The 14,239-nt window shown below is 58.8% G+C and carries 16 protein-coding genes and 5 pseudogenes; 13 read left to right on the top strand and 8 right to left on the bottom strand.

What is annotated here, in order from left to right; all coding sequences use genetic code 11:
- Positions 1 to 602, top strand: a 602-nt coding sequence (locus ACW4E8_RS34495) for an IS5 family transposase (RefSeq protein WP_456808609.1), incomplete at its 5' end; no start/stop codon positions are given.
- A gap of 185 nt (positions 603 to 787) precedes the next feature.
- Here the strand turns inward: ACW4E8_RS34495 and ACW4E8_RS34500 are convergent.
- The 3 genes from ACW4E8_RS34500 to ACW4E8_RS34510 all read right to left on the bottom strand — a co-directional run bounded on the left by ACW4E8_RS34500 (position 788) and on the right by ACW4E8_RS34510 (position 2,756).
- The gene (locus ACW4E8_RS34500; protein ID WP_456808610.1) at positions 788 to 1,153 is read right to left on the bottom strand and encodes a group II intron maturase-specific domain-containing protein; all 366 of its coding nucleotides are present in this window, start codon (positions 1,151 to 1,153) and stop codon (positions 788 to 790) included.
- Positions 1,140 to 2,027 (bottom strand): group II intron reverse transcriptase/maturase, encoded by an 888-nt coding sequence (locus ACW4E8_RS34505; RefSeq protein ID WP_456808611.1) that lies wholly within the window; start codon positions 2,025 to 2,027, stop codon positions 1,140 to 1,142. The genes ACW4E8_RS34500 and ACW4E8_RS34505 overlap by 14 nt, the downstream gene beginning before the upstream one ends.
- A 561-nt stretch (positions 2,028 to 2,588) precedes the next feature.
- Positions 2,589 to 2,756, bottom strand: a complete 168-nt coding sequence (locus ACW4E8_RS34510) for a hypothetical protein (protein ID WP_456808612.1) — start codon at positions 2,754 to 2,756, stop codon at positions 2,589 to 2,591.
- Positions 2,757 to 2,895: 139 nt separating this feature from the next.
- Here ACW4E8_RS34510 and ACW4E8_RS34515 point away from each other — a divergent pair, with 139 nt between their 5' ends.
- Positions 2,896 to 3,030, top strand: coding sequence for a hypothetical protein (locus ACW4E8_RS34515; protein ID WP_456808674.1), 135 nt, complete (start codon positions 2,896 to 2,898; stop codon positions 3,028 to 3,030).
- Entirely contained in the window at positions 3,009 to 3,308 is a 300-nt protein-coding gene (locus ACW4E8_RS34520; RefSeq protein WP_456808675.1) for an SDR family NAD(P)-dependent oxidoreductase, read from the top strand. Before ACW4E8_RS34515 ends, ACW4E8_RS34520 begins: the two co-directional genes overlap by 22 nt.
- Here ACW4E8_RS34520 and ACW4E8_RS34525 read toward each other — a convergent pair.
- Positions 3,227 to 4,273: pseudogene (locus ACW4E8_RS34525) on the bottom strand (IS630 family transposase). The gene ACW4E8_RS34520 and the pseudogene ACW4E8_RS34525 overlap by 82 nt on opposite strands.
- On the opposite strand from ACW4E8_RS34525, the gene ACW4E8_RS34530 reads away from it, so the two are divergent.
- Entirely contained in the window at positions 4,235 to 4,462 is a 228-nt protein-coding gene (locus ACW4E8_RS34530; RefSeq protein WP_456808613.1) for an SDR family oxidoreductase, read from the top strand. The pseudogene ACW4E8_RS34525 and the gene ACW4E8_RS34530 overlap by 39 nt on opposite strands.
- Positions 4,463 to 4,561: 99 nt before the next feature.
- Here ACW4E8_RS34530 and ACW4E8_RS34535 read toward each other — a convergent pair whose 3' ends face one another.
- Both ACW4E8_RS34535 and ACW4E8_RS34540 read right to left on the bottom strand, forming a co-directional pair.
- Positions 4,562 to 5,584, bottom strand: a complete 1,023-nt coding sequence (locus ACW4E8_RS34535) for a cupin domain-containing protein (RefSeq protein WP_456808614.1) — start codon at positions 5,582 to 5,584, stop codon at positions 4,562 to 4,564.
- Between the two features lie 807 nt (positions 5,585 to 6,391).
- Positions 6,392 to 7,486 (bottom strand): annotated as a pseudogene (locus ACW4E8_RS34540) (IS5 family transposase).
- Between the two features lie 435 nt (positions 7,487 to 7,921).
- Between ACW4E8_RS34540 and ACW4E8_RS34545 the strand changes: the two are divergent.
- The 4 genes and pseudogenes from ACW4E8_RS34545 to ACW4E8_RS34560 all read left to right on the top strand — a co-directional run bounded on the left by ACW4E8_RS34545 (position 7,922) and on the right by ACW4E8_RS34560 (position 11,104).
- Positions 7,922 to 8,320, top strand: coding sequence for a CzcE family metal-binding protein (locus tag ACW4E8_RS34545; protein ID WP_456808615.1), 399 nt, complete (start codon positions 7,922 to 7,924; stop codon positions 8,318 to 8,320).
- Between the two features lie 146 nt (positions 8,321 to 8,466).
- Positions 8,467 to 8,712: pseudogene (locus tag ACW4E8_RS34550) on the top strand (glycine cleavage system protein H); the annotation flags it as partial.
- Positions 8,693 to 9,613 (top strand): LysR substrate-binding domain-containing protein, encoded by a 921-nt coding sequence (locus ACW4E8_RS34555; RefSeq protein WP_456808616.1) that lies wholly within the window; start codon positions 8,693 to 8,695, stop codon positions 9,611 to 9,613. The pseudogene ACW4E8_RS34550 and the gene ACW4E8_RS34555, both read left to right, overlap by 20 nt.
- Before the next feature lie 375 nt (positions 9,614 to 9,988).
- A complete protein-coding gene (locus tag ACW4E8_RS34560; protein ID WP_456808617.1) occupies positions 9,989 to 11,104 on the top strand; it encodes an alkene reductase in 1,116 nt (371 codons plus the stop codon).
- Here the strand turns inward: ACW4E8_RS34560 and ACW4E8_RS34565 are convergent.
- On the bottom strand, positions 11,074 to 11,280 hold the full coding sequence (locus tag ACW4E8_RS34565; RefSeq protein WP_456808618.1) for a hypothetical protein: 207 nt from the start codon (positions 11,278 to 11,280) through the stop codon (positions 11,074 to 11,076). The two genes, ACW4E8_RS34560 and ACW4E8_RS34565, sit on opposite strands and share 31 nt — an antisense overlap.
- On the opposite strand from ACW4E8_RS34565, the gene ACW4E8_RS34570 reads away from it, so the two are divergent.
- Both ACW4E8_RS34570 and ACW4E8_RS34575 read left to right on the top strand, forming a co-directional pair.
- Positions 11,270 to 11,458, top strand: coding sequence for a hypothetical protein (locus tag ACW4E8_RS34570; protein ID WP_456808619.1), 189 nt, complete (start codon positions 11,270 to 11,272; stop codon positions 11,456 to 11,458). The two genes, ACW4E8_RS34565 and ACW4E8_RS34570, sit on opposite strands and share 11 nt — an antisense overlap.
- Complete coding sequence (locus tag ACW4E8_RS34575; protein ID WP_456808620.1) at positions 11,455 to 11,871, top strand: hypothetical protein; 417 nt, start codon at positions 11,455 to 11,457, stop codon at positions 11,869 to 11,871. The genes ACW4E8_RS34570 and ACW4E8_RS34575 overlap by 4 nt, the downstream gene beginning before the upstream one ends.
- A gap of 223 nt (positions 11,872 to 12,094) precedes the next feature.
- Here the strand turns inward: ACW4E8_RS34575 and ACW4E8_RS34580 are convergent.
- Positions 12,095 to 12,399 (bottom strand): annotated as a pseudogene (locus ACW4E8_RS34580) (transposase); the annotation flags it as partial.
- A 195-nt stretch (positions 12,400 to 12,594) separates the two neighbouring features.
- Between ACW4E8_RS34580 and ACW4E8_RS34585 the strand changes: the two are divergent.
- The 3 genes and pseudogenes from ACW4E8_RS34585 to ACW4E8_RS34595 form a co-directional block, all read left to right on the top strand.
- The gene (locus ACW4E8_RS34585) at positions 12,595 to 12,939 is read left to right on the top strand and encodes a hypothetical protein (RefSeq protein ID WP_456808621.1); all 345 of its coding nucleotides are present in this window, start codon (positions 12,595 to 12,597) and stop codon (positions 12,937 to 12,939) included.
- Positions 12,940 to 13,067: 128 nt separating this feature from the next.
- On the top strand, positions 13,068 to 14,042 hold the full coding sequence (locus ACW4E8_RS34590) for a YeeE/YedE thiosulfate transporter family protein (protein ID WP_456808622.1): 975 nt from the start codon (positions 13,068 to 13,070) through the stop codon (positions 14,040 to 14,042).
- 80 nt (positions 14,043 to 14,122) lie between these two features.
- Positions 14,123 to 14,212 (top strand): annotated as a pseudogene (locus tag ACW4E8_RS34595) (hypothetical protein); the annotation flags it as partial.
- Positions 14,213 to 14,239 lie beyond the last annotated feature (27 nt).

Consider the following 14,239-nt stretch of genomic DNA (forward strand, 5'->3'; position numbering starts at 1 on the left):
GCAGGGCTCTGGCTGATGTCCATTTTTTCTCTCTTGCGCGTATCGGTGAGGGCGAGTGGAAGGTACGCAAGCACGGCTATTCGAAGCGGCGTACCTGGCGCAAGGTGCATTTGGCGATGGATGCGAAGACCGGTCAGATATGCGCGGCTCTGATGACGCATCAGGACGTTGGCGATGCCGACGTGTTGCCCGAGCTGCTCGATCAGATCCCCACCGACACGCCGATCGACACCATCGGCGGCGACGGCGCGTACGACACGAAGCAATGCCATGCGGCGATTGCCGCGCGAGATGCGCAACCGTCGATTCCACCGCGTGCGGGGGCGATGCCCTGGCCGGAGAGCACGTCCGGCGCGGCTTGGCGCAACGAGGCCATTGACGCTATTGCGCAACGTAGCCGGCGCGAATGGAAGACGTTCAGCGGCTACCACCGGCGCTCGCTCGTCGAGACCTTGATGTACCGCCTCAAGACGCTCACAGGCAATTGCCTGTGGGCATGGGCACGCAAGGTCGGCTCCCAGGCGAGCGAGGTGGCGATTCGCGCGGGCGTGCTCAATCGCATGACAGCGCTTGCCAGCCCTCATTCTGTCCGTATCGCATGAATTCAAGATCACAGCGGGACCTTTGTCTTCAAGCTCGATTTATGCAACAAGGTCGCGGCGAGCCTGAATTTACTGTAGCAAGGCGGAGGCGACGTAACTAGTGCACCAGGTGAGTAGCCCCGGGGAGTTTCACCCTGAGGCTCTCGCAGAACCGTACGTGAAGCTCGCGCTTCATACGGCTCCCGTTATCCACCCATGGCACCGACGATACGCCAGTGGTAGAACATTCCGGGGACGACCTGTTTCATCTTGCTGAGCCAGGCCACACTGCGCAGCTTGTGCCGCGACAGTGTTATATATTTGCGTCTGGCCCACTGCTCAAGCCTCCGGTCAACATACGAGAAGAGCTTGCGCATTGCAGTCCGATAGAACGCCCCGTAGTAGTTCCACCACCTTTGTATCGTGGCGTTGCATCGCTGTGCGAGATCATCAAGCGTCGCCGAGGTCCGACGGTATATCCGCCAGCCCCGCACCGTCGTCCTCATCCGTTTCAGCGCATCGTTGCTCACCGCCGGCAAGAAGCTGGTGAATCGCCGGTTATGCTTGCTCAACGCGTCTCTGGGCCGGAATGTAAAGCCCAGAAACGTAAACTGCACGTTTGGATAGTTGCCAGTACGGTTGCTGTCCATGCAGTACACAATCTTCGACTTCTCCGGATGCATCGTCAGGCCACACTCCTCCAGCCGTGAGGCAATTGCGCGCATGACAGCTTCTGCCTGCGTCTGAGTGCGGCAGTGAACCACCGCATGGGTAGCGCGCAAAGGGAGATTGAGGATGGGTCCGTCGCATCCAACTATCGAACGCATAATGCATGAACAGGTTCATCAGGATCGGACTGACCACGCCGCCCTGGGGTGTACCCCGCGTGCGGGGAATACGTACCCCGTCCGCGGTCTCGAACGGTGCAGTCAGCCACCGCTCGATGTACAGCAGGATCCAGTCTTCCTTGATGTGGCTTCGCACCGCCTTTAACAGCAACGCATGATCGATTTGGTCGAACGCCGCCTTGATGTCAAACTCAACAACCCAGTCATACTGCCAGCAACGCTTGCGCGTCACGGCAATCGCCTGTTTAGCCGACTTACCCGGCCGATATCCATAGGAATCTTCGTGGAATATCGGATCGAGGATCGGTTCAATCATGAGCTTGGCAACAGTCTGAGCAATTCTGTCCGACACAGTGGGCACGCCCAGCTTTCTCGTGCCGCCCTTGGCCTTCGGTATCTCCACCTGCTTCACGGGCGGCGGGAAGTACGACCCCGACGACATCCGGTTCCACAACTTGTAGAGATTTCCCGAGAGGTTCTGCTCGAACATGGCAATGGTCTCATCGTCCACGCCCGCAGCGCCGCGGTTGGCCCTCACCAGCTGGTACGCCTCCCACACGACCCGCTTCGCAATGCAATACGGTTTTGCTGATGTCATGTCACTCATCCCGACAATGCCGGTTGGCAACATTCGTCAGCGGGATAACGCTGCCCCTTCGCTCCACCTTCATTACAAAGGCTTCAACACTACTACGGGCAGCTCCGCCCCTCACTCCGGCATCGATATTCTTTCTCATGGTGTCTGCCATTTGTCATTTCTCTTCACATCCGGAGCAAGGTTCTCACGTTCCGCACCAAAGCCTGTATTGAGCTCATGCCGCCTTTACACCGACTGCCGACGGGACCGTAAGCAGGTATCGTCCCGACTGATCCTGGAGCTACGGGACGGCCCCAGTTTTGACAGTGTCTTGACCTATTTTCGATGCGTCATCGGACGGTTCACTTTCGTTCATCTTCTCAATACGTACCTGCCATTCTCCAGAATGACTTTTCCACGGTCGCTCACTACCACGCCTTTTGAACGCAGCAGCACCGGGCGGTTTGAAGCCTGCCCCTGCAGGCCGGCTTCGGGAGGCCTTCTCCCATCTTCGGTACAGCATCACGGGCTCGCGCCCGTGTTCGTGACACACTCCCGCAAATAGGTTTAATAATTATACGGCTACAAATACGGCTGCATGAGCGTGACGATCACCTGGCCCATCTCGTCGAGTGTGCCGGTGCCAGGCAGAGGTTCCCAACGCCCACTATGACTGCGTATGGCGGCGCCATAACGATTGCGGCCGAGCTCGGTCAGCCGAGCCACCACGGTCGGCTCCTCGTCGTCCAAACGTTTGATCAGCAGGTGACGCCCGACCGGTCAGACCTCCGCCAGACTGAAGCCGCGCTGAGCAGCGCTAACGGGTACTATCCACTTCGACGGACTCGTGAACAATGTGGGTCTCGTTAGACCTCAGCGAATCGGCGAGGTGCAGATAGAAGACCTCGACGCCGTCCTTACTGCCAAGCTTCACCCAGCCGTCCAGGCTATGCAAGCTCTGTTGCCAAGCATGCGAAAGGCAGGCTGGGGCGTGTTGTCAACATTTCGAGTCTTACGGTCTTAGGCGCGTTCGAACGGACGGCATACGCCGCAGCGAAAGCGGCCCAAATAAACTTCTCGAGGTCTTGGGCGCTGGAACTCGCGACCACAGGAATTGCGGTTAACACCGTTGCTCCAGGGCCGACAGAGACGGAATTGTTCCGAAAGAACAGCCCGCCAGGAAGCTTGGCGGAGAAGCGATTTCTGTCTAGTACACTGCGTCAATCAAATGGCACCGGGCGAATTCGCCGAGTTGGGTCGTTGTACTTCCACTTAATGGGTGCCGGATTCTCGTTGTGCTGACGGATATAGCGCATCAGCTTCCGGTCTAGGTCCTTCACGGAAGTAAAGATACCGCGACAAATTACGTCGCGCTGGATACGGAACCAACTCTCCACCTGGTTCAGCCACGACGAATATGGGGGCGTGAAGTGCATGTGCACGTGCCGATGGGCCCGCAGGAATCCTGGACGCGCGACGTCTTGTGGCTGCTCACGTTGTCACAGATCACGTGGATTTCCTGACCATCGGGCTGATGGGCCACGATGTCGGTCAGAAACGCCACGAACTGCTCGCTGGTATGGCGCGCCGCAGTCTTGCCTAGCACTTCGCAGGTGGCCGTGTTCAACGCGGCAAACAGGCTCAAGGTGCCGTTGCGCTTGTACTCGAATCCATGGCTTTCGGCACGCCCGGACGACAGCGGCAACATGCGGTCTTTGCGGTCCAATGCCTGGATCGCGGTCTTCTCGTCCACGCAGAACACCACCGCATGCGCCGGCGGGTTCAGGCACAAGCCAATGACGTCGGCCGCCTTGGTCTCGAAGTCCGGATCGTTGGAGATCATGCGCTGCGCCAGTCGATGGCGGCGCAGACCATGTTCGCGCCAGATACGTTGCACGGTCGAGACCGACACGTTGCCCAACTTCGCGGCCAACTTGTAACTACTCCAATGCGTGGAGCCGTCGGCTGGCTTGCGCTTGAGCGTGGTGTTCAACCACACGCGCCTCAAGCTTCTCCGGCACGCGGGGGGCTCTGCCGGGATGGCGTGCGTACAGGCCCGCCATTCGCTGGGCCAGAAACCGGCGCGACCAACGCGCGATAAAGCGCGGATCGGAACCGAGCCGCTGCATGATCGCGTCGCGCGATTCCCCGTCTTCGAGCATCAGGATCAACCTGGCCCGACGCACATCCGCCACACGCACAGTTTGGCTGCGCGTGGCTGCCAACAATTGCTCTCGTTCGACCTCGTCCAAGTTCATTTTTCCCATGCATCCATCATAAATGAATGGGGTGCTATTTCAAAGACGCGATGGACTAGTGCTCCGATGAATCGCTTCGGCAAGCCCGATGAGATCGCGGCAGCGATCGAGTTTCTGTTATCCGAAGACGCTGCGTTCATCACTGGTCAGACGCTTTTCGTCGACGGCGGTGCGTCCGTTGGTAGGTCGCTTGTCTAATGTCGTCAGTGCGAGCTCGCTTGCATAGGAGCCGGAGACCGGGCCATCGCGCAGACGTGATTTCGTTTTTCCAGTGGCGCGAGGGAAAGTCCCGCTAGTCTACTCCGTTGGCTCGTTTCCGGCTGGAACTGACTCGCCTAAAAGAGAGACAGCTTCTTCCGCCTGCTCATCCGGATGTGACAATGTTCCAACAGTTCGACGCCATTGCGCAGGAGTCATGCCCAGCTGCTCTGTAAATGCTCGCCGGAATGCGGCGACAGACTGATATCCGACAGTTTCAGCGACTACCTCCGTTTTCGTCACGGGATTCTTTAGAGCATTTGCCGCCAGACTCATTCGGACGGCTAGTAGCAAGTCATGGGCGGTACGTCCAAAACTTTGTTGGAACTGCCGCATGAACGTCGCGCGCGACATGTTGCAGCGTTGCGCGAGCTCGGGCACCGTCCACGGAGACGCAGGCTGATTGAAGATGGCAGAAATTGCCGGCGCTAACCTTGGATGCCCAGCAAGGCCCAGAAGGCCAGTAGGCGGTTGGTCCGACTCGCTCGCTAACCGCATGGTCAGAGCAAACAACATGGTCGACAGCGCATTGAGCATCGCATGTCCCCCAAGGCGATTTCCAAGCGATTCACCTCGCATCAGCTCCATAAGACTCGTGAGGCCCGCCCGCGTACCGCCTCCCGGTTCAGACGCCGCTGCGCTAACAATAAGCGCTGTCGGTAGAAAGTCCCGCGCCAGTCGATCATGTGGAGGTGTGATGAAGAAGTGGCCGCAGAGCATGTCGAGCCGTTCCCCTAGGCCGTCGTTTTCGCTGACCGTAACGTTGACGTCATTTCGCACGCGTGCAGGTGCCGCCAGTCTGCCGCTGCCGTCATGGAGCATGTGTGCCGAACCATGAGGCAATAGAACGATGTCACCGGCCCGAAGGGCGATTGGCGAGGTGCTGGATGGGCCTTCGAGAATCGCCGAGCCGTTGAGCACAACATGGTAAGGAATCTCGCCCAGTTTGGACTGCTCGTAGACGATGCGCCATGGCGATCCGTAGGCACATCGGACGTCGAGTTGACCTGTGACAGTCATGATTTCGAGCAGTCTGCTCAGCCAATCTTTAGGAGGGGACATGATTCCGCGATAGTGATACTTTGGAGCATTCTATTGAGTCAGTGGCCGCGCTTATTGCGGCAGGATCCAGCGCGGTCCATACAGTTTTCGCGCGCTATGGCATAGCGCACGGCCTCACGAAGCTCGATCCCACGCTTCTTCGCTTCGGCGCTGGCGGCGTGATCATGCTGCCGATTCTCGCGTACTACCTACATTCGGATCGCGAAAAACTCTCTCTCTCTCTCTCTCTCTCTCTCTCAATTGAGACCTCTGGCTTGCCCTCTTAGTTCTGATAGGTCCTGTGTCGGCTCTGCTATTTTTCACTGGCTTGAGGATTGCGCCCTCAGTTCATGCGGCGGCCATGCCCGCTTCTGCCGGGTCGATAGTCTGTGCGCTTGGTGCAAAGCGAGTATGGGGAACGAAACTCATCCCGCGTAAGGTCTTTCCGATACGCCTTGTGCTGTGCGGACTTGGCGTTCTCGCTGCCACAGTTGACGCCGGGTGGACAATAGAGGCGTTGCTTGGCGATACGTTGTTCATACTCGCTGGAAGTATGTCCGCTTGCGCTAGCCTGATGACGCAACAGCGCAACGTGCCATCAATTTGGCGCTGCCTGTGATATACCCAAGTATGCTGTTCACGTACGCTCCCTTACACCTCCTCCTGGCTAGTCTAGCAGGGTGCTGAAGTACTCGCTGCACACGGGCAGAGCTTCCCGCTGCGCAGCTCGTATGCCCGGCATTTTTCACAATCCGGAAGCCAGCCGCCATTTCATCGGTTTTCCAGCGGTTTGGCGCCCGTTTTCGGCTCACTCGCCAAGCATTACTGTCACTGCGGACGGATTTGTCCCAGCGAACGCATCCGCACGAGGTTGTAGGCGGCCATGCTCAGCACGAACATCTGGTCGACTTTCTTTAGGCCGCGCACCATCACCTGACGCATGCGCCCCACAGTCTTGACCCAACCGAAGCCTTGTTCGATCAGCTTGCGCTTCTGTTGTGAGATGGCATAGCCGGTACTGCGCGCAATCTCGTCCGGTACTGCCGAGCGTCGCCCTGAGGTGCTTTTCGCCACGTGCGGCGTGACCTTCATCTGCAGGCAGGCTTAGATGAATTCCTCGGCATCGTAGGCCTTATCGGCGCCCACTGTAACCTCTGTGCCCGGATCGTTAGCGACCTGTCGTGCGTCGTTGAGCATGGCCTTGGCGGCCTCGCGCTCAGCATATCCGTCGGCATGAGTCACCACCGCGCTAACCACCAGGCCATGGCCGTTGTCGCTCAAGGTGTGGCCCATGTAGCGCAACTCACTGGCGGTCTTGCCCTTGCGATAGAGCTTGGCGTCCGGATCAGTCTTGGACTGATGCGTCTCGTTGCGGCGCTTCTCTCCTTGGAAGCCGCCGGTGCCACCGTTGTCGCTGTCACCGACATCCTTGCGCACGAAGCTCTTGTGGCCGGCCCACGCCTGAATCATCGTGCCATCCACGCTGAAGTGCTCGCCCGGCAGCCAGTTGCGCTTGTGCGCGATGGCCAGCACCTCGTTGAAGAACGCGATCACGGCATCGTGCTGGATCAGCGGTGCGCGGTTCTTGGTGAACACCGTCGGCACCCAGACTGCGTCATCCATCGACAGGGGGATGAACCAGCGGAACAGCAGGTTGTATTGCGTTTGTTCCATCAGTTGGCGCTCGGAGCGGATGCTGTACAGCACCTGCAGCAGCATCGCGCGCAGCAGTTTCTCTGGCGCAATGCTCGGGCGACCGCCCTTGATGTCAGCTTCATGCATGTCGGCGAACAGCCGGTCCATCTTCGCCAGGACTTCGTTGACCATGGCGCGGATCGGGCGCAACGGATGCGATTGCGGCACGAAATCTTCCAATCGGCGCATAGTGAACAAGCTTTCGGTGAAGGTGTCGGAGCCGCGCATGAATCTCAGATGGAGTGGTATCGGTTAATCAACGCTTCGGCAGGCTACCGCGCTGACGTGATTGGCCGGTATTTCTGCAGCCTGCCAGGTGCGTAGCCTGCGCAAGCTCGCATTCCCCGACCTGCCGTTAGGCAGCGCTTCTAGCAAGTTATTGCGCAACTCGGGACAAGCCTAGCGCTCCGCGGGAGCCCTTCCACAAGCCTCGTGTCAAGTGATGTTGGAACAACGGGAGCCGCTCTTCCGGGCCCGCATTGAAGGCAACATATACCGTGTAGGACTTGCAGTTCCCGGCGTAGGCACGGCCAAGGCGCCAAGTCGCCAAGTCGCCAAGTCGCATGATACTTTCGAGCAGCATATTGATCAGCCAGAGTCTCAACAAGCTCGCGCGAAGGCCATACAGTACAACTCACCAACAACCACTCCTTGAAGTTACAGATGACCAGACATCATCGAGGTATCCAAAATCCTCTTGGCAAAGCTATACGCCTTATGGCCGCCGCCGCGCTGACTGCACTAAGCTCGGCATCATTCGCTGTTCAAACGGTTGAGGTAGATCCGAGCCCGCAAACTTCCTCCGCCGGCAAGCTTTTCGGCGAACGAGCGCTTTCCGTCGATGGTGCGCGCACGGTCCAAGTTACTCCGCAAACCAGAGCAATTGCAGTACACGCCGGAGAAAAGGTCCGTTTCGACTTCGGATCTACGTCGGCGGGTTGGGCCTTCGCGGCCCGCCCGGGAAACCTTGCTGTAGAACTACTCAGTCTGTTCCCTGATATCCCTGCAGCAAGTGGTATTTGGATTCATCAGAACGGCTCCAATGTATTTGCAGGTCACTGACAATAATGGAAGGTTGACTAGTAAACGACTCTCCCTTCCCATTCATTGCAAAAGTACAGCAAGTATAGCGTGTGCGATTCCAGAACCAAATCACTCGAGGTTCAACCGGCGGAGTCCCATGACGACGTCGCTCAAGGGCCGCGGCAGATATCCACTCGCCGGTCTCCGGCCAAATCGTTTCCACCAACATGAAATTGCTCGCCGACCCGGGCCAAGTGAATTCGGAACCGTACGGCATGTGGCTTTTCCGGGTAAAGCCTTCGCAAGAGGCGGAACTCGACGAGCTATTGAGTGCGCAAGCCTACGCTGAAGCAATCGGCAACTTGATTCGCCTCGATCAGAATTCACTTTGCCGGGCGAAAGGAATAGTAGATGGATCTCTCTTTGGTTGAGGCTTTCGTTCGGGTCGCTGAGGCGAAAAGCTTCACCGGAGCCGCCCGGACAACGGGGCTGACAAGTTCTGGAGTAAGCCGAGCAGTCAGCCGGCTCGAGGCGCAAACCGGCGTTGTGCTACTCAATCGTTCGACGCGAAATGTCGGACTTACTACTGAAGGCGCAGCATTCTTTGAGCGCTGTCGCGGCATTCTCGCGGACCTAAAGATGGCAGAAGCGGAACTGCTGGAATCCGCAAATGGTCCGAACGGAAAATTGAGAATTACGGCCCCGGTCGGTTATGGGAGATCTGTATTGATTCCGATGATGCCACTTTTCCAGCGACGCCACCCAAAGATAGTAGTGGAGACGAGCCTGTCAGACGAGATCGTGGACCTTGTGGATGACGGCTTCGACCTGGCAATCAGAGTGGGGGAGTCAATTCCTCCTAAGCTGACATCCTGTCGCCTTGGCATTGCGAGGTGGATCGCTTGCGCCAGTCCCGGCTATCTTCGCGAGCGCGGCCTCCCGCAGCAGCCTGACGATCTAATAGACCATGATTGCGTCGCATACTTTTCTCCTAGCAGCGGGCGCTTTCATGACTGGCAATTCTCACATGGCGACAGGATCTCGGCCCTGAAGATTGGGGACATTGCGCGACATGTCGTTGACCACTGCGATGTGCTCGTGGACGCTGCGTTGTCCGGGGCGGGTGTCGTCTATTTGCACAATTATGTTGTTGAACGCCATCTAAACAGCGGCGCTCTCGTGAGGGTCCTCGCGGACTTCAAGACTCCTGTCCGGTCAATTCACGCTCTTTACCCGGCCGCGCGCGGCCTATCGCCAAAGATTGGCGCATTCATTGATCATGCGCTCAGCAGCATCGAATCACCTGCTACTCGAAAGATCGTGGTTGCGTAGGACCGCACCGGTAATTTCGGACATGCTTGTTCCCATGAGAGGGGAATCCTGGTTTCGGTTCGCGTAGTTTCTGCTGGCGGCGTCATTGGCCGTTGGGGTGGAACGAACTATAGGAGCGCCCCCGTGCGCCGATAAGCCTGCACGGGAAACCATGAATTGATACGCAACGGAACGACTAGGCCATGCGCGGTGATCGCGCTCCGAAGATACCCGCTTGACAGTCATTCCAAGAGCATACCAAGGTGTCAGCCGAGTTTATCAACCGACAGACTATTATGGCCGGACGGCATCCGTACCATCCATAGCATGCTGTCACCACAGCTGACGTAGCGGAGCGGGCCCATGGCGATGACATCCACAACCGGAGACTCCCAAATGAAGAAAGCCCTCGACGGCGCAATTGCCGCCGATCTGTTCTCCCCACTCAGGCTCGGCCCCTACGCGCTGCCGAACCGCATGGTGATGGCACCGCTGACCCTCAGCCATGCGGATGACGATGACGTACCAAGCGACCTGGCGACCACCTACTACGCGCGACGCGCCAGCGCAGGGCTGATCATCACCGAGGCCACGCATGTTTCGCAGCAAGGCAAGGGCTACATGGGCACACCCGGCATCTACAGCGAAGCGCAGGTCCGCCAGTGGCGGCGCATAACCGATGCCGTGCACGCCGCCGGTGGTCGAATCTTTGCGCAAATCTGGCACGTGGGTCGCGTATCGCACCCGCGGCTGCAGCCGGGCCACGCCCTGCCCGTCGCGCCCTCCGCCGTTCGTCCTGACGGGCGCCTCTACGTCAACGATGGATTTGTACCGCTGGAAACGCCCCGCGCACTCGAAACCAACGAGATCCCGGGCATCATTGAACAGTTCCGCGACGGTGCGCGTAATGCCTTGCGCGCGGGTTTCCAGGGTGTCGAGATCCACGCCGCCAACGGTTACCTGCTGGACCAGTTCCTGCGCGACAAGACCAACCATCGCACCGATGCCTATGGCGGATCGATCGAGAACCGCGCGCGTCTGCTGCTGGAGGTCACGCGGGCCGTCATCGACATCTGGGGCCGCGATCGCGTCGGTGTTCGCATCTCGCCGCTGGCGACCTTCAACGATATCGCTGACAGCGATCCCGAATCGCTGTTCACATATGTCGCCCAGCAAGTCGGCGCGCTGCGCGTGGCGTATCTGCACGTGGTTGAAGGCGCTCGGGGTGCCAAGCGCGAAGTGCCTGGCGGGTTCGATCCGCGACGCCTGCGGCTCGCGTTCAACGGCGTCTATATCGCCAACAATTGCTATGGCTACCACGATGGCATGTCGGCGATTGACGGCGGCCACGCCGACCTCGTGTCCTATGGCCGGCTTTTCCTGTCGAACCCGGACCTTGTCGAGCGATTTCGCACCGGTGCAGCACTCAATCCTCCCGATCAGGAAACGTTCCATGGTGGCGGCGCCAACGGCTACACCGATTACCCGACACTGGCCCAGCACATTGCCTGATCAACGGCACACGCACTTGCAATGCACCGAACATGATCGAACTCGTCGTCACGCGATGTTCCGCCGGCAGCGCCGAGATGGAAATCTCGTGCGCCGACGGCGGTCCCGATGATCAACTGCTGCGCTTCATTCGCGCCAAGGCCAGCGTCGAGAACCTTGCTGCCGATGAACGCCATCGTCAGCAGTTCCTGCCATTTCGACACCGGCATCGCTCACCTGGCCTGGCGGGTGCAGTGGCGACAGTGGGCGCACCACATCCCCCTGATTCGTGCCACCTTCGCGGTGGCCGAGCTCAACTATGTCTACAGCGCGCGCCGTCCCGCGGACGTGCCCGCTGCGAGGAGGCTTCCATGAGTACCCAGTCCGTTGTCCGCTGCCTCGTGTCCGTACCCAGCGCCGATTGCCTGTCTGAACTCGCATCGCGGTGCCGCACGGTATGGACCAGCCTGCTCAATCCGTACTCGCATGCCTACGATGACCTGGTCTGCTGCGCAGGTGGCGGAGAATCCGTCGGCAAGCTGGCCGACATCCAACTGACGATTCTGCCGGTGGGTTCCGGTGCATCGCATGGCCAGACGCTGGAGCTGGTTGCCTCTCCGGAGGTTGGCTGCCACGTGGCACCGAGCCTGCTCGAAACCATCCTGTCTGCCGTGCTGATGCCGCACGTCCAGGCGCTTGTGGCCTTCGATGTGTACTGGACTACGATCCAGGGGTTTCTACCCGATTCCTCCTTATCCGGCCACATGGCCACCATGGAGCTTTCATGAAACTCGATCAGATCTTCTATACCGCTTACGCCACAGCCACCGGCGGACGAGACGGCACCGTCGTGACATCCGACGGACTCCTGACAGGCAATGGATTGTGGCCCATCAGATCTACGTGTGGCCCCGTGACACGCCGCACTTATAAACCAACGGTTCAGCAGCCCGGCCGGTACTCATCCGCTTGCCCTGCAATATTGTCCGAATTCTGAAGCGACCCCATACCGCCCAAATCGCTCAGACGCTGACGAAACGCGTTAGCCACCCCGTAGCCGGCATCGGCCAACACGCAATACTTGGGCGCGCCAGCAGACAACAGCGATTCGATCTGTCGCAATTGCGATCTCAGTCTTGGTTGCAAACCTCACCTCAGGGGAATTCCTTTACCTCAGCGGGAATTCCCGCTTTGTGCCGCCGCTCGTCATCTCCCGCCCACTCCCGCGGAAGATAGAGTTGGTAGGCTACTGGGACACTCGCCTGCTCACAGACCAAAGAAATGCTGAACGGGGGAGCGCCGCTATCGCTTGAGCCGAATGAGCATTCGTTTGAGTCCATCGAGAATTCAAATTTTATTTAGCAGCGCCTAAAGTACTTACATGCGATGCAGCCTGATCGCGCTTCGGCACCGCTTACAGTCATGGACGCAACGAACGGAAGTCTATCCAAGCACCGTGATGACCGCGAGGCCTGTTTTCCTCACGTTTCACACTTCGGGACCAAAACACCATGAAAGCCACTATCATTCGCGCTATCCTTTCCTCTGTCATTCTCTCTGCAGGCGCACTGACTGCCGTGCAAGCGCAGGCACAAGGCCCGAAAGACAGTCCGCTTGACGGCGACAAGTACGGCTACGTCTTCCGCCAGGCCAAATTCGATGCCTTTACAGAGGGCGCCCACGGTATCAAGCGACCGGATCCTTACACAGATGGAGCCAACATCCATAGCCCGCGGGACCCGTTCACAGACGGCGCCCGCGCGAGCGGCGCTTCGCAGATCGCCGGCAAGGACCGCACGGGGGTTTCCGCGCCCCCGGAACACAGCGCAAATGCTGACACTACCGTCGCGGTCTGACGTTCAACCTTCACCCATCAGGGTCTGGGCTCACTAGCTTTTTCTCGTATCCCCGACTTCGCCATGAAGCTTATGGCCAATGTCGGGGATATTCGGTACTCCGACAAGCATGAACTGAGGCTCGACCAATGGCGTCAGCATCCTTTCTGATTGCCGCCGCTGCGGTCGGCTTAATGGGTTTTGCGAACCAGCGTGGTGGCACCTGTACGGTTTCCGCGATTGAAGAATTCGTGGCTACCCGACGTGTGAGTCAATTGGCCGCGCTAGTCGAAGCGTCGCTCTGGGTTGGCGGTGGCCTTGTCCTTCTGAACGCATTCGGCGTGCTTCCCGCGATGCCAGTAGGCTACGCGGCAGGAGCGCTAACCATCGTAGGGGGCGTTCTGTTCGGCGCGGGTGCGTTTGTGAACCGGGCTTGCGAATTTGGCACCGTCGCGCGCCTGGGCAAGGGAGAATTGGCCTATCTTTTCACGCCGGTTGGCTTCTACCTAGGTAGTCTTGCTGCAGCGTACCTACCCACACCGCAGCAGTTGGCGCGGGACTCCATCGTTCTGGCCGCATCGAGCTGGCTGGCAGTCCTGGTCGTCGCGCTTGTTGCGATCAGGCTCTCTGTGCATGCCCTAAGAATTCACCGAAGCAATCGGTCCACACTGGATCATATCTGGTCGCCGCATGTCGCCACGACGGTCATCGGTGTCACTTTCCTCGTAGCCTTGATGGCGGCGGGGAATTGGACTTACACTGAACTCCTCAGCGACTTGGCACGTGGCGCCGAACTCGCCTTGCCTTCGAGGCTGCTCCTGTACATCACGCTGCTCGGAGGCGCAGTACTCGGCGGCTGCACCGCGGGGCGGATCCAGTTCGTCGTCCCGAGTGTAAGCGGTCTTGTTCGTTGTCTCTTCGGCGGTGTAATGATGGGAATCGGCGGAACGTTGATTCCCGGAGGCAATACCGGGTTGGTGCTGGTCGGTATGCCTTTGCTTTGGCCCCACGCTTGGCTAGCCTTTGCCAGTATCTGCATCACCATCTACTTTGCTATACGCATCACCCGTTTCGCCGGCGCCACGGCGCTCCGTACGCGCATCGGATCTCGAGTTCGCCGGTAATGGTGATCATCTGAGAGTCAGGCCAAACGCTGTGCGATCATCACCACCGCGAAAGGATTGAGCATTCTTCATGGTCGCAAATCCCGGAAGAAGTGCGACGTACCCATCCGCTGGTGCGCAAGGCGCAGCAAGTCGCCGACGGCAGTGCAGTCAACGTGGTGCACTTGATCAACAAGAACAAATTCCCACTAGCTGCG

This window comes from Cupriavidus sp. CP313, assembly GCF_054072015.1.

Excerpts from the sequence above, each read along its gene's own strand:
- ACW4E8_RS34535 (WP_456808614.1), bottom strand. The coding sequence starts at position 5,584 with ATGTCCCCTCCTAAAGATTGGCTGAGCAGACTGCTCGAAATCATGACT.
- ACW4E8_RS34555 (WP_456808616.1), top strand. The coding sequence starts at position 8,693 with ATGGATCTCTCTTTGGTTGAGGCTTTCGTTCGGGTCGCTGAGGCGAAA.
- ACW4E8_RS34590 (WP_456808622.1), top strand. The coding sequence starts at position 13,068 with ATGGCGTCAGCATCCTTTCTGATTGCCGCCGCTGCGGTCGGCTTAATG.
- ACW4E8_RS34575 (WP_456808620.1), top strand. The coding sequence starts at position 11,455 with ATGAGTACCCAGTCCGTTGTCCGCTGCCTCGTGTCCGTACCCAGCGCC.
- ACW4E8_RS34585 (WP_456808621.1), top strand. The coding sequence starts at position 12,595 with ATGAAAGCCACTATCATTCGCGCTATCCTTTCCTCTGTCATTCTCTCT.
- ACW4E8_RS34565 (WP_456808618.1), bottom strand. The coding sequence starts at position 11,280 with ATGGCGTTCATCGGCAGCAAGGTTCTCGACGCTGGCCTTGGCGCGAAT.
- ACW4E8_RS34505 (WP_456808611.1), bottom strand. The coding sequence starts at position 2,027 with ATGACATCAGCAAAACCGTATTGCATTGCGAAGCGGGTCGTGTGGGAG.
- ACW4E8_RS34545 (WP_456808615.1), top strand. The coding sequence starts at position 7,922 with ATGACCAGACATCATCGAGGTATCCAAAATCCTCTTGGCAAAGCTATA.
- ACW4E8_RS34560 (WP_456808617.1), top strand. The coding sequence starts at position 9,989 with ATGAAGAAAGCCCTCGACGGCGCAATTGCCGCCGATCTGTTCTCCCCA.
- ACW4E8_RS34570 (WP_456808619.1), top strand. The coding sequence starts at position 11,270 with ATGAACGCCATCGTCAGCAGTTCCTGCCATTTCGACACCGGCATCGCT.